This window comes from Pseudomonas sp. LBUM1643, from assembly GCF_059716215.1.
Map to the genome: position 1 here is coordinate 5,935,846 of NZ_CP166813.1, position 13,317 is coordinate 5,949,162.

Consider the following 13,317-nt stretch of genomic DNA (forward strand, 5'->3'; position numbering starts at 1 on the left):
AAATGAAAAGTAAAACAATCCGCCGCTGGTCGTTCGTCCACACCTGGACCAGCCTGATCTGCACGGTCTTTCTGCTGATGCTGGCACTGACCGGCTTGCCGTTGATCTTTCATCACGAGATCGATCACCTGCTCGGCGATGCGGCCGAACTCAAACAAATGCCGGCCGACACGCCCCAGCTCAATCTGCAACAACTGGTGCTGGCAGCCGAGAAACATCGTCCCGGCGAAGTCATGCAGTACTTCGGTTACGACGACGAAGATCCCAACGGCATGATCGCCATCATGGCGGCCACGGCTGGCACCGAACCGAACTCGTCCCATACCTTCATGCTCGACGCCCGCACCGGCGAAGCGCTGGAGATGCCATCGGCCAACGGTGGTTTCATGATGTTCATGCTGCGCCTGCACGTGGACATGTTCGCCGGCCTGCCGGGCAAGTTGCTGCTGGCGTTCATGGGGGTACTGTTTGTCGTGGCGATCGTGTCCGGCGCGGTGCTGTACCTGCCGTTCATGCGCCGGTTGAAATTCGCCGCCGTACGCCAGGACAAATCCACCCGCTTGCGCTGGCTCGACCTGCATAATCTGATCGGCGTCGTGACCCTGACCTGGGCGCTGGTGGTCGGCGTTACCGGCGTTATCAGTGCCTGCGCGGACCTGCTGATTGCCGCGTGGCGCACCGATACCCTTAGCGCGATGATCGCGCCCTACCGCGACGCGCCACCGCTGACACAACTGGCGCCGGCGACACGCCTGCTCGATATCGCCAAGGAAGTCGCACCGGGCATGCAACCCGATTTCATTGCGTTCCCTGGCACCCGGTTCTCCAGCGAACATCATTACGCCGTGTTCATGAAAGGCAGTACGCACCTGACCTCCCACCTGCTCACGCCGGTGCTGATCGACGCCAGTACCCTGCAAGTCACCGCCGTGGCCGAACGACCGTGGTACATGGACGCCATGGGCATGTCGCAGCCGCTGCACTTCGGTGATTACGGCGGGATGCCGATGAAAATCCTCTGGGCGACGCTGGACGTGCTGACCATCATCGTACTCGGCAGTGGGGTTTACCTCTGGATCGTGCGACGCAAAGCAGCGAATCCCGTGGCGGACATTGCGCAGGCCCAAGCATGAGGCCGCGTCAGTCGAACTTCTGGAAAGTCTTCGCCCTTCCCACCGTCATCGGTCTCTTCAGCGCTGCCGGATTGTTCGCAGCGTTGCTGGGCGACGGCGTCTGGGATGCCCTGAGCTGGCTCGGCCTGGGCATCCCCGCCTTCATCGCCCTGCGTGGATTACTGCAACGCCGCTGACGTTTTGTACGTCGCCGAATCCCTGTATGCCAATCCGAGAACCTATGTAGGAGCTGCCGAGTGAAACGAGGCTGCGATCTTTTGATCTTGCTTTACCCCATCGAAAACAAGATCGAGATCAAAAGATCGCAGCCTCGTTTCACTCGACAGCTCCTACACAGCGCCTACACAGCGCCTACACAGCTCGAACAGGGTTCGACCCTCGAAAGTTACACGCTATGCTGCCGGCACTGCCATCAATCGAGACGTCACCATGTCCACCCCGAGCATGACGCTGTACCACAACCCTCTTTCGCCCTTCGTTCGCAAAGTCATGGTGCTGCTCCACGAAACCGGTCAGCAAAACCGCGTGGAGTTGCAATCCAGCGTACTTACCCCCGTCAGCCCGGATCCGACCCTCATCGAAGACAACCCGCTGGGCAAAATCCCCGCCCTGCGCCTGGCCGATGGCAGCGTCATCCATGACAGCCGGGTAATCCTCGATTACCTCGATCACCAACACGTCGGCAACCCGCTGATCCCCCGTGACGGTTCGGCCCGCTGGCGGCGCCTGACCCTCGCTTCCATGGCCGACGGCATCATGGACGCGGCGGTGTTGACCCGCTACGAACTGGCCCTGCGCGCGCCGGAAAAACACTGGGACGAATGGCTGGACGGCCAGCGCGACAAAATCCGCCGAGCCTTGGCCGTGCTGGAAGCCGACGCAATTGCCGAGCTGACCAGCCATTTTGATGTGGCCGCAATCAGCGTGGCGTGTGCGTTGGGCTATCTGGATTTGCGTCACCCGGACCTCGAATGGCGCGAGGCAAATCCAAAGCTGGCGGCCTGGTATTTCGAGGTGAGCCAGCGGGCTTCGATGCTGGCGACGATGCCTAAGGTATGACTCCGCATAGGGCAAAACCCTAACAGATCTGATAGGTAGGCAAAGGCTGGGAAAGGAATGATGCTGAAGGCTCGGCTTTTTCGACCTTTGCACGGAGCTTCAGTCAATGCCTACCCCTCACCGCGAGACCCTGTTGTGTCGGTACCACTACGATCCGCTTGATCGGCTGGTCAATAGCACTCCCTTTGAACAACCCACCCAGCGCTATTACTGCAAAACCCGCCTGGCCACTGAAATACATGGCGGTGTGCATCGAAGCATCCTGCAGCACGAAGATCAGCTATTGGCGCAGCAGCAGCGCGATGGCACCAACGCGACCTCTACGCTACTGGCGACCGATCAACAGCGTTCGGTCTTGAACGCGCTCGATGCAAACCAGCCCAAACCCCTCGCCTACTCACCCTACGGTCACCGCCCCCTGGAGAATGGCTTACTCAGTCTGCTTGGGTTTAACGGCGAACGGCCGGACCCAATGACCGGGCATTATCATTTGGGGAATGGCTATCGGCAGTTCAATCCGGTTTTGATGCGGTTTAACAGCCCGGACAGTTGGAGCCGTTTGGGGAGGGGGGGATTAATGCGTATGCGTATTGCGGCGGCGACCCCAGAAATAGGTATGATCCGAACGGGCATGTTTTTAAGTTCTTTATCCCCTTCCTCAACAAAACGGATGTTGTAGATTTATTACCCAAAGCAACGTTCACATCTAGGAAAACAGCACCCATTATAAACAAGGCAACATCAACGCCAATTTCTTCAACTAACAAAGCTGTTAACACTATGGCTAGCAGCGATGCTATAGAAGGCGTCACCCAATCTACTAACCCCACAAACATGACATCTCGCAGCAGTGGGCCTATAGATAAACCTGACTACGCACTTTCCCATATAGAAAAACTTCGCAATGACCTGACCACCGACATCAACCGGGCATCCAGAAAATTAGAAATGTTCCAAGTACAATACGACCTTCGCGAGGTAAATAAGCTTGCACGACATTCACACGGCGCTACGCACGCCCAACGCATGGAAAATATAGCAAACAACGTAGATGAAAAAGTTAAATACCTGACAAATTTAAATAAGAACATACGCAATTTTAGCTCTGAAGAATTGATAGACACCAGAGCACATCTCATACGCGATAATTACCTTCCGAGGTAAAAAAAGGGGACAGATTTATTGGTGCTTATTTTTCAGTCAATAAATCTGCCCCCTTTCCTTTCAACTTCAGCGCTGGTCGATACCGATGGAATTCACTCAGAAACAGCAAAACCCTAACAGTTCTGATAGTAGGCGACGACCAAAAAAATGAACGAAGCTGAAGACTCGGTTTTTGAACCTCGCACGGAGTTCAGTCAATGCCCACCCCCACCCGCGAGACTCTCTTGGCTCGCTACCGTTACGACCCGCTTGATCGCCAGGTCGGTTGCACGCCCTTCGACCTGGCTGCCATTCAGCGCTATTACTGCAAAACCCGTCTTTGCACCGAAATACAAGGCACGGTTCAACGCTCAATCCTGCAGCACGAAGACCAGTTGTTGGCGCAACAGCAGCGCGAAGGCGGCAAGGTAGCCGCCACGCTGCTGGCAACCGATCAACAATGTTCGGTCTTGAACGCGTTCGATGCAGACAAGCCCAAAGCCTTCGCCTATTCGCCCTACGGCCATCGCCCGTCGGAGAATGACCTACTCAGTCTGCTCGGGTTCAACGGCGAACGACCGGACCCGGTGACCGGGCATTATCATTTGGGGAATGGCTATCGGCAGTTCAACCCGGTGTTGATGCGGTTTAACAGTCCAGACAGTTGGAGTCCATTTGGCGAGGGGGGCTGAATGCGTATGCTTACTGTGCTGGCAACCCAATTAATCGGAGAGATCCAAACGGTCATGTTTTTCTTAGAGCAAAAATATTCGACGAATTTTTCATGAATACTTATAAACTTATGAAAAACAAAAATCTAAGATACACGCAACTTTCAACAGCAGCACAAGAAGCGGCACACCAGTTCGGAGGTTTTGACAACCTGAAAAAACTGGCTCAAGCAACGGACAAAGAATCTCATGCCATCATCGCCAGCGTGCTATCCAATCGCAAAAACGCCGGTCGTCTTAACGAATACAACCCAGACCATAAAATATTCGACTACCTAAATGTCGCCGACGAACATCTTAGAGAAACACTTAAAAATAGAAATATCATCCACGAACTACTACAACCGGAAAATGGTTACTTTAAATATTTGGACGACGCTCAACGGAGAAACCTCGCCGTCTCGAAAATCGAGTTTCAAAACGAACTCAATCGTTCAGTTCAATACGTACTAACGCTGCGCATTGAAGGTCCCAGCATCATGGGTGAATCTTTCAACAACGACAATTGGTTGAAGGTTGCCTCCGAAATAAGAAAATCATGAATACTTCATCCAATACTAACCCGCCGCAACCCGGCACAGCTGTTTGCAAAAAGTGGATAACATTATTTACACAAGTGAAAAGATAGCAGGACAGATTTAAAATCAAACAAAACTGTCCCGCTTTACCTTTCGCGTATTTTTTTGCGTTCGCCTCAAGCCCCCTGTGGGAGCAAGCCTGCAGGCGAATGCAATATCAACAACCGACTATTCCCATCAGTCTTGGGCCTGCTTCATCCCCAAACAATCAATCGACCGATCAACCATGGCCTTGGCAATCTCCAGCAAGTGCCAGATGGAAAACACCATGGCCCTGTCGGCGCCTTTAAGGTGATCGCCACACTGGTAAGCCGTAACCGAAGCACAGCGCAGCAGGTCGGCGATATAGAGTTGGGTGTCTTCAAAGCTCACGTCGTTGCTGACGTTGTAGAACCGCAGTTCATCCGGTGCCGACGGTTGTTCGCCCGTCAGGTAGAAATCGATGGCACGGTAGAGGGCGGAGCGGTCTCTGAGCAGATCGTCATTTCTGGTTGAATTGGAGGGTGGATCGGGGACTGGCTTTTTCATAGGTAAAACTCCAGGGTGATAATAGGAGCCAACCGATTTCGCGACTAAACGAGAGGGGGTGGCGGCTGCGCACAGGTTAGTCGACCGGTCACCTGGAACCCGGCGCACCCGAAGGTGCCCTGCGCACAGCCACCATAGATTTCAGGCGATAAAAAACACCTGAACAGAGGTAGCGCTGTACGCCAAGTGATAGCCGGGCGACTAAACCCGATCACTGATGAGCAGTGACGGACGGAGATTAGGCACGGAAATCTGTCGGCGCAAGCGTGCGGAATAATCTAGGAAACGTCCTGCAAAAGGAAGGGATTGGCGCTGTAGGAGGCCAGTTTTTCCTGTAGGAAAACTTACTTTTCAAAGCGAGAAGTACCCTGTTCCGACCAGCAACGGGCGGGATGTGTGACGCTGGCAACGATGTCCGGCGAGGAGATCTCCACTCCAAAAACCTAACAGTTCTGATAGTAGGCAACGACCGGAAAAGGAACGAAGCTGAAGTCCCGGCTTTTTGACCATGCACGGAGCTCAATCAATGCCTGCCCCTACTCGCGAAACCCTCTTGTGTCGCTACCATTACGACCCGCTGGATCGTCTGGTCAATAGCACACCCTTTGAACACCCCACCCAGCGCTACTACTGCAAAACTCGCCTGGCCACTGAAATTCAAGGCCGTGTGCATCAAAGCATCCTGCAGCACGAAGATCAGCTATTGGCGCAACAGCAACGTGAGGACGGCAAGATCGCCGCCACGCTGTTGGCAACCGATCAACAACGTTCGGTTTTGAACGCGCTGGATGCCAACCAGCCCAAGCCCATCGCCTACTCTCCCTACGGTCATCGTCCTCTTGAGAATGGCTTACTCAGTTTGCTCGGATTCAACGGCGAACGACCGGACCCGGTGACCAGGCATTATCATTTGGGCAGTGGCTATCGGCAGTTCAATCCGGTGTTGATGAGATTTAACAGCCCGGACAGCTGGAGTCCATTTAGGGAGGGCGGGTTGAACGCGTATGCATATTGCGCGGGGGATCCGATCAATCGGCAAGATCCGAACGGGCACAAATGGTGGAGTTTTTTATTGTGTGGAACTACTCCGACACCCCGGACCGGTGCGTCAGGTTCTATTTCCAGAGCAACACGAGGCGTGGTAGAAGTAACAATCGCCTCGCCAAGCTCGCCAAGCGTGCCAAGCGTGCCAAGCGTGCCAAGCGTGCCAAGCGTGCCAAGCGTGCCAAGAGGAGTATCAGCTCCGCAAACTCCCACGCCACTAATTCCAGCGAGTCCTGCCCTGAGCGAAATATCAGATAGCGCATATGCTGCCGTAATACCCTCGTTTCATAATCCGTTTAATCCTGAGATCCGAGCACTATACGCAACGCTTGCTCGCGATCATCAAAGGGGCTATGCACAGCCGCCTACAGTTGCTGTGACCCTGGGACGCTCATTTTCTGACATGCCTTCAGCACCTCCTGCACCCTCATCGCCCCCACCTTACGATTCACCACTACATAACTTTCCTCAGCAACCTAACAGTCAGACTAATGGCCCTCCTCCACATTACAATTTCGGGCTAAACGACTTGAATGTCGATGTGCGCCGTAACTAGTGTCCGCATAGGCGACCATCGCTAACGACGCAAGCGTCTGTCAAAGCTTGCGCTGGCTTCACCTGCCTTATCGCTAGCGGTTCACTCCTACATGTTGATCCCCCGTGCACACGAACCCGTGTCCACCCGAAATCTCATGTAGGAGCGAGCCTGCTCGCGATGGCACCGCACCGGATCTACCGGAAACAATCGAAAAATCAGCGTCGCCAACACCTTCCCTTCCCGCTGATCCTCACGCAATCCCAGCGACCGGCTCATTCCACCGCCCCAATATCAAACGCCAGCGGCTTAGCCGCCTTCTGCCCAACCCCATACCAATCCAGCTTGCGCGTCAGCACCATGAACACGCCCAGCAACCCGAACAGCAACAACGAGCCCATCAACAACGCGTAATCCTCGGCACTCAACAAGCCATAAAGCAAGCCATACAACGCCGCCAGCCCCGCTGAAAAACTCAACCCGTGACGCACGCTGCGCAGCACGTGGCAGACATAGAACCCGATCAACAACACGCAACCACTGGCCGACAACAGATACGCCAAGGCAAAACCAATGTGCTCGGACAGCGACAACAGCAGCAGATAGAAGAACGCCAATGCCACACCTACCAGCGCATATTGCACCGGGTGCACCGCCAGGCTTTTCAGCACTTCGAAGAGGAAGAATCCGGCGAAGGTCAGGACGATGAACAGCAGCGCGTATTTGATCGCCCGATCGCTTTTCAGGTACTGATCCACCGGGTCGATAAAGCTCACGCCGAAGCTGCGGCTATTGAAGACTTCGCAGTTTTTACCGGAAACGCAGCTGTTCATGGCTTCTTGCAGATTGGTGGAGAAAAACGATGTTTGCCAATGGGCGGTGAAACCTTGATCGGTGACTTCACGCTGGGCCGGCAAGTAGTTGCCGACGAAGCTCGGGTGCGGCCAGTTGGCGGCCAGCGACACCTTACTGGTCTTGCCCACCGGCATAACCTGCAATTGACCGGTGCCTTGCAGGCGCAGGTCGAAACCGAAAGTCAGTTCAGTCGGCTGCCTGGCGTCCAGGGCAGGCAGCGTTACGTGCACGCCCTCGCCCAACCATCTAACCTGGCTGCCTGGAACGAAGTCCAGACGCTGGCCGTCCAGCTCAAGCTTCAACGCGTTCTCGATGCCGCGAATGTCGCTGATGCCAACGGCCAGAAAGGGTTGGTCGAACTGGTAATCGGCGAAATCTTCCTTGATACCCAACTGCGCCGGCAGCGAGAAATGCCCGGAGATGCGATTGTCGGCGTGAAACAGCCGCGCCTCGTAAATCCCCCGCTTACGCAATTCCGTCTGAACCTGACCATCAAGCTCGAAGCGTTCCGGCAGAAAGTACAAACGACCCCGCTCTTCACCGAGTTCCTGATAACGCTGGTTGGTTTTCTCGTTGAGCTTCCAGGTGCGCACCACCTTGCGATACGGCACCACCATCACAGGGCCGCTGAGTTGCTGGCTGTAACTGGAACTGCGGGCGATGTCTTCGAGCACGCCATCGCGCAGTTGCTGACGGTCCTGGATCACGCCGCTGATCATCAGCAAGGGAATGAGCAACAACAGAATCAGCAGGGCAATGGCCCCGAGTTTGAGGGTCAGGCTTCGGTTCATGGGACTCTCCTTGTTTGGATGGGGAGAGTCTGGGTTGGCTGTATGGGGGATTTATGTGGGGGATATGGAGACTTTGTGGAAATCCCGGAAAAGATCGCAGCCTCGCTTCACTCGACAGCTCCTACAAGGTTTTGTGTCAGCGCCAGATTGCATTCCAAACCTGCTTCCATCCTCTGTAGGAGTTGCCGAAGGCTGCGATCTTTAGCGGCTTTAGGGCAGACGCAAAATCACCTGCACGCCGCCCTCAGTATTACCTACCATCAAACTTCCACCATGCAGCTTCACCACTTCCTCGACAAAATTAAGCCCAAGCCCGGTACTTTTACGCCCACTGTCCGGACGCGGCAGGGAGTAAAAGCGCTCAATCAAACGCGGCAACGCGTAGTCGGGAATGGGCTCGGCCTGATTGAATAGCTGGAGCTCGATCTGCCCCTCAACTCGCTCGGCACTGAATCGCAGCACGCCATGAACCGGCGTGAAATCCAGCGCGTTCTCCAGCAAATTACCCAGCGCCTGACGCAATAGAAAAGGCTCACCGTGCAATTCAAGTTCCGGGGCAATTCGCTGTTCGACGCGCAGCTGCTTGCCCTCGATCCTCGCCGCCTGCGCAGTTAACAGCTCATCCACCAAGCCAGCCAACGGCACCGCCACCCGTTCTTCCAGCCCTTGCCGTTGTTCCACCTGCGCCAGGTTCAACAAGCGCTCAATCAACTGCTGCATCCGCACGCTTTCGCTGTCGATGTTGTCGACGAACCGCTGCCGCTGCGCTAACGGCATCTCGCCTTGCAGTAATTCCGCAGCGCCCCGAATCGCCGCCAGCGGGCTCTTCAGTTCATGGGTCAGTGTGTGGACATAACGCTCCACGTAAGCCTTGCCTTCGAGCTGGGTGCGCATCTGTTCCACCGCTGTCGCCAGCTGTTCCAGCTCGCCGCCACGATAGTGCGGCACCTCAACGCGGCGGCCTTCACTGACCGCCTGCGCGTACACCGTCAACCGGCGTAACGCCGCGCTCAGCCACCACGACAACAGCGCGCCGAACAACAGGCCGAGGCCGATCAATCCGGCGCCGTACGTCAGCAGTCGTCGTTCGGTGCGATCAACATAAGGTTGCAACGAGCTATTGGGCTTGGCCACGGTGACCACGCCGATGATCTGACCGTTGTCGCGGATCGGCGCGCCCACGTGCATCACCGAGGACGCGGCATCCTGCGGGTCGCTGCGAGTAGAGCGCGCGCCGTACTCTCCGCGCAGGGTCAGGTAGACGTCGTTCCAGCGCGAGTAATCCTGGCCCACCGCCACCCCGCTGGAGTCCAGCACCACGATGCCGTTGGCGTCGGTGACGTAGATGCGATGGTTGACCTGATTCTTTGGCAATCCCCAAATGCTCGCCTTCGGCTGCCGCTCACCGTAGGCCTTGAGCAGCTGCGGCCAACGGTTCTGATTGAGGGTGCCGGCCCTGAAGTCATCACGCAGAATTTCGGCCATGAGGTTGGCCGTATCGACGAGGGTTTCTTCGGTGGATTGGCGCACACCGGGGCGGATCTCTTCCATGACGGTGCTGAGCACGAAGTAACCGGTCAGCCCGATAAACAGTACAAAGACCAGGAAAATCCGTATCCCCAGCCGCATCAGCTGCGCCCCGGACTGTAGCTGTAACCGAGGCCACGATGAGTCTGGATCGGCTCTGCATCAGCCTTCACCAGGCGCAATTTGGCGCGCACGCTCTTGATGTGGCTGTCGATGCTGCGCTCGTACCCGGCATCGGCAGCGACACCCAGCGCGTCCAGCAACTGCTCGCGGCTGAATACACGCTCAGGCTGATCCAGCAGGCATTGCAGCAGACGGAATTCATGACGGGTCAGGCTAAGCGACTGGTTGCGATAGCTGATCTGCACGCGCTCGCTATCGATGCGAAACGGGGCCGATGTCGCCTCGGGCACTGCTCGCGGTGCCATACGCTTGAGAATCGCCCTGACCCGCGCCGCGACTTCACGAGGGCTGAACGGTTTGACGACGTAATCGTCAGCACCAATTTCCAGGCCTACCACGCGATCGATTTCCCCGTCCCGGGCACTGAGAAACATCACCGGCACTTCGCTGAAGCGCCGCAGTTGCTTGCAGGTTTCAAAGCCGCTGATGTCGGGTAAACCAATGTCGAGAATGATCAGATCGGCCGGCGTCTGGCGCTGATGCTCAAGCGCCGCCGCGCCGAGGCTCACCCAGGAGGTAGTAAAGCCCTCGCCCTGCAAGGCGAAAATCAGGGTGTCGGCAATCGCCGCTTCGTCTTCGACAATCAGGATATGAGGCATGGCAACCGGGCGCGGCAATTGAATGGGCGAACGGTGAACCAAGGAGGGTTGGGCGTCAATCGGCAGTGAACCTAGCAGTTCTGATAGTAGGCAGGAGCTGATATAGAGTTGAAGCTAGGGCACCCGCTATTGGGATCTTTTACGGAGATCAGCGATGTCTGCACACACTCGAAAAACACTTCTGCTGGCGACCGATCAACAGCAGTCTGTGTTGAACACCCTGGATGGGAACGGACCTCGGTCTATCGCCTATACGCCCTATGGTCATCGCTCTCCGGGAAATGGCTTGCTCAGTCTGATCGGGTTTAACGGTGAGCCGCCGGACGCGCTGACCGGGCATTATCATTTGGGGAAAGGGTATCGGCAGTTCAACCCGGTATTGATGCGGTTCAACAGCCCGGACAGTTGGAGTCCGTTTGGGGCGGGAGGGTTGAATGCTTATGCGTATTGTGGGGGGGATCCACGTAATCGAGTGGATCCGACAGGGCACATTTGGGGAATAGGGACATTTTTCCGACGGATATTGGGTATGAAACCCAAGCCCTCTAAAGCCCCGAGCTCCGTGGCAACAGGTTTTAATAGCGCAAAAGAAAACGTGCCTGTGTCCGCACGCAAAATAACGCCGCTCGAATCTGCGCCAGAGTTCGATATTAAATTCACGCCTGACGAACGCACACAACAAATAGCGATATTCGACCAAATCGAAAGCTCAACAATTCGGACACTACCTACTAAACTAAAACCAGAATTGGCTACCCAAAGGACAAGCGTTGAAGAACTTATAGCCAACAAAACACAGGAACTAAAAGTTCACCTTTCAACATTACCCAACGATAAACTTTTTTCTGAACTTGAAAGGGTGCAGTCCGCATCAAAAAAAGCAGGTCCTTCTTCCAACATTCTGATTGAAAGTGTTTTGGCAAATGAAATTATTCGCCGAAAGTTTTAGCTCACGGCGGCCCCTCCTTCACAACATCACATGAAAGTGGAGCTAGATGAAAACAACATTCAACAATCCGGCTTATCCGCCGTAAACCGCCGAGCCGGATTCACCGCCGCGCCAAACTCACGCAGCGCTTTGGCCCCGATCAACAACGGATAGTTAAAGCTGCTGCGGTCCGTCAGATTGACCTCGACCGTGCGCTTGACGTTACCCAGGCACAGCTCCAGATCAACCACTGGCCGCTTGGTCGGCGCGGTCGCTTCATCGTCATCCGCGTCCTCTTCCGAACGGGTCTTGATCTTGCTGATCCGCGCGATCTTGTGTTCGTAGACCTTGTTACTCGCATCCTTGGTGGCAAGACGAAAACGCACCCACTCATCGCCATCACGGGTAAACATCTCGATGTCCTTGGCGGACAGCGACGCGGTCAGCGCGCCCGTGTCCATCTTGGCCTTGAGCACTTCGCCACCGATTTCCGGCAGTGCAATGTATTCGTAACGACCGTACAGCGTCGGCTCGGCAGCCAGAACCGGCAGGGCCACGAGGGAGAGCAGTGCAAGAAGGGATTTCACGTAATGGGCTTCCTTGGAAAGGTGGGCAGCGGGATTTTAGACACTCTGTGAGTAATTCGTTCGCCCGCGAGACCGCATCGCTGGCACATTCAACACAACGTTTGAGCAAAGCATACCCAGCCAAAAGTGAAACATTCGTCGTCGCCGATTTGGCCTGTCGCCCGAAGCTGCTTATCATGGCGCGCCCAAATGATTCCAAGAGTTACTTATGCGCCGCCTGCTCACCGGCTGTTTCGTCACCCTCCTGCTGTTGCTCAACACCCTCGTCCTGATCGGACCGCTGATGATGTTTGCCCTGCTCAAACTGGTCCTGCCCGGCCGCTATCGCGATGTCGCCTCATGGGTAGTGATGTGGATCGCCGAGACCTGGGCCGAAATCGACAAGCTGATCTTCCGCCTGTGCATCCCCACGCAGTGGGACATTCGCGGTGGCGATGATCTGCGGCGCGATACCTCCTATCTGGTGGTCAGCAACCATCAATCCTGGGTCGATATTCCAGCACTCATCCAGACGTTGAACCGACGCACGCCATTCTTCAAATTCTTCCTCAAGAAAGAACTGATCTGGGTACCGTTTCTGGGACTGGCCTGGTGGGCACTCGATTACCCATTCATGAAGCGCTACACCAAGGCCTTTCTGGCAAAGAACCCGGAGCTTGCGGGTAAGGATCTGGAGATCACCAAAGCCGCGTGCGAGCTGTTCAAGCGCCAGCCGGTCACGGTGGTCAACTATCTGGAAGGCACACGGTTTACGGCGGCGAAAAGCCGTCAGCAGCAATCGCCGTTCACGCACCTGCTCAAACCCAAGGCGGGTGGCGTGGCGTTCGTGCTGGCCGCCATGGGTGAACAGCTGGACGCCATTCTCGATGTGACGGTGGTGTATCCGCAGCAGCAGATTCCGGGGTTCTGGGCGTTGATCAGCGGCAGCGTGCCAAGGGTGATCATCGACATCAAGACCCGCGAACTAGACCCCGCCCTGTGGCAAGGCGACTACGAAAACGATCCGGTGTTTCGCGAAAAAATCCAGAACTGGGTCAATCAGCTCTGGATCGAAAAAGATCAGCGCATCGACGCGTTGCGCGCCGAGCGCCGCTGA

The 13,317-nt window shown here is 55.7% G+C and carries 11 protein-coding genes and 3 pseudogenes; 9 read left to right on the plus strand and 5 right to left on the minus strand.

Annotated elements, in window-relative coordinates:
- Positions 1 to 2: 2 nt before the first annotated feature.
- From ACA063_RS26860 to ACA063_RS26885, 6 genes and pseudogenes are all read left to right on the plus strand, one after another.
- On the plus strand, positions 3 to 1,133 hold the full coding sequence (locus ACA063_RS26860; RefSeq protein WP_497663981.1) for a PepSY-associated TM helix domain-containing protein: 1,131 nt from the start codon (positions 3 to 5) through the stop codon (positions 1,131 to 1,133).
- Positions 1,130 to 1,309 carry a hypothetical protein gene (locus tag ACA063_RS26865; protein WP_497663982.1) on the plus strand — a complete coding sequence of 60 codons (180 nt, stop codon included), beginning with the start codon at positions 1,130 to 1,132 and terminating at the stop codon, positions 1,307 to 1,309. Before ACA063_RS26860 ends, ACA063_RS26865 begins: the two co-directional genes overlap by 4 nt.
- A gap of 253 nt (positions 1,310 to 1,562) precedes the next feature.
- Complete coding sequence (locus ACA063_RS26870; RefSeq protein WP_497663983.1) at positions 1,563 to 2,192, plus strand: glutathione S-transferase; 630 nt, start codon at positions 1,563 to 1,565, stop codon at positions 2,190 to 2,192.
- Positions 2,193 to 2,298: 106 nt separating this feature from the next.
- Positions 2,299 to 2,831: pseudogene (locus ACA063_RS26875) on the plus strand (RHS repeat-associated core domain-containing protein); the annotation flags it as partial.
- 722 nt (positions 2,832 to 3,553) lie between these two features.
- Positions 3,554 to 4,092, plus strand: a pseudogene (locus tag ACA063_RS26880) (RHS repeat-associated core domain-containing protein); the annotation flags it as partial.
- Positions 4,093 to 4,119: 27 nt separating this feature from the next.
- The gene (locus ACA063_RS26885) at positions 4,120 to 4,608 is read left to right on the plus strand and encodes a hypothetical protein (protein ID WP_497666606.1); all 489 of its coding nucleotides are present in this window, start codon (positions 4,120 to 4,122) and stop codon (positions 4,606 to 4,608) included.
- 213 nt (positions 4,609 to 4,821) lie between these two features.
- Here ACA063_RS26885 and ACA063_RS26890 read toward each other — a convergent pair whose 3' ends face one another.
- A complete protein-coding gene (locus tag ACA063_RS26890; RefSeq protein ID WP_497663984.1) occupies positions 4,822 to 5,172 on the minus strand; it encodes a DUF6124 family protein in 351 nt (116 codons plus the stop codon).
- Between the two features lie 526 nt (positions 5,173 to 5,698).
- Between ACA063_RS26890 and ACA063_RS26895 the strand changes: the two genes are divergently transcribed.
- Complete coding sequence (locus tag ACA063_RS26895; protein WP_497663985.1) at positions 5,699 to 6,772, plus strand: RHS repeat-associated core domain-containing protein; 1,074 nt, start codon at positions 5,699 to 5,701, stop codon at positions 6,770 to 6,772.
- A gap of 254 nt (positions 6,773 to 7,026) precedes the next feature.
- On the opposite strand, the gene creD is transcribed toward ACA063_RS26895, so the two are convergent.
- The 3 genes from creD to creB all read right to left on the minus strand — a co-directional run bounded on the left by creD (position 7,027) and on the right by creB (position 10,706).
- Entirely contained in the window at positions 7,027 to 8,397 is a 1,371-nt protein-coding gene (creD, locus tag ACA063_RS26900) for a cell envelope integrity protein CreD (protein ID WP_497663986.1), read from the minus strand.
- Positions 8,398 to 8,607: 210 nt separating this feature from the next.
- On the minus strand, positions 8,608 to 10,026 hold the full coding sequence (creC, locus tag ACA063_RS26905) for a two-component system sensor histidine kinase CreC (protein WP_497663987.1): 1,419 nt from the start codon (positions 10,024 to 10,026) through the stop codon (positions 8,608 to 8,610).
- Entirely contained in the window at positions 10,026 to 10,706 is a 681-nt protein-coding gene (creB, locus tag ACA063_RS26910; protein WP_497663988.1) for a two-component system response regulator CreB, read from the minus strand. The genes creC and creB overlap by 1 nt, the downstream gene beginning before the upstream one ends.
- Before the next feature lie 175 nt (positions 10,707 to 10,881).
- Between creB and ACA063_RS26915 the strand changes: the two are divergent.
- Positions 10,882 to 11,206: pseudogene (locus tag ACA063_RS26915) on the plus strand (RHS repeat-associated core domain-containing protein); the annotation flags it as partial.
- Between the two features lie 508 nt (positions 11,207 to 11,714).
- Here ACA063_RS26915 and rloA2 read toward each other — a convergent pair.
- Complete coding sequence (gene rloA2, locus ACA063_RS26920) at positions 11,715 to 12,221, minus strand: retropepsin-like aspartic peptidase RloA2 (protein WP_162436209.1); 507 nt, start codon at positions 12,219 to 12,221, stop codon at positions 11,715 to 11,717.
- A 208-nt stretch (positions 12,222 to 12,429) separates the two neighbouring features.
- Between rloA2 and yihG the strand changes: the two genes are divergently transcribed.
- Complete coding sequence (yihG, locus tag ACA063_RS26925; RefSeq protein WP_497663989.1) at positions 12,430 to 13,317, plus strand: 1-acylglycerol-3-phosphate O-acyltransferase, YihG family; 888 nt, start codon at positions 12,430 to 12,432, stop codon at positions 13,315 to 13,317.

Excerpts from the sequence above, each read along its gene's own strand:
- ACA063_RS26890 (WP_497663984.1), bottom strand. The coding sequence starts at position 5,172 with ATGAAAAAGCCAGTCCCCGATCCACCCTCCAATTCAACCAGAAATGAC.
- creC (WP_497663987.1), bottom strand. The coding sequence starts at position 10,026 with ATGCGGCTGGGGATACGGATTTTCCTGGTCTTTGTACTGTTTATCGGG.
- creD (WP_497663986.1), bottom strand. The coding sequence starts at position 8,397 with ATGAACCGAAGCCTGACCCTCAAACTCGGGGCCATTGCCCTGCTGATT.
- ACA063_RS26865 (WP_497663982.1), top strand. The coding sequence starts at position 1,130 with ATGAGGCCGCGTCAGTCGAACTTCTGGAAAGTCTTCGCCCTTCCCACC.
- ACA063_RS26885 (WP_497666606.1), top strand. The coding sequence starts at position 4,120 with ATGAATACTTATAAACTTATGAAAAACAAAAATCTAAGATACACGCAA.
- ACA063_RS26870 (WP_497663983.1), top strand. The coding sequence starts at position 1,563 with ATGTCCACCCCGAGCATGACGCTGTACCACAACCCTCTTTCGCCCTTC.
- ACA063_RS26860 (WP_497663981.1), top strand. The coding sequence starts at position 3 with ATGAAAAGTAAAACAATCCGCCGCTGGTCGTTCGTCCACACCTGGACC.
- yihG (WP_497663989.1), top strand. The coding sequence starts at position 12,430 with ATGCGCCGCCTGCTCACCGGCTGTTTCGTCACCCTCCTGCTGTTGCTC.
- ACA063_RS26895 (WP_497663985.1), top strand. The coding sequence starts at position 5,699 with ATGCCTGCCCCTACTCGCGAAACCCTCTTGTGTCGCTACCATTACGAC.
- creB (WP_497663988.1), bottom strand. The coding sequence starts at position 10,706 with ATGCCTCATATCCTGATTGTCGAAGACGAAGCGGCGATTGCCGACACC.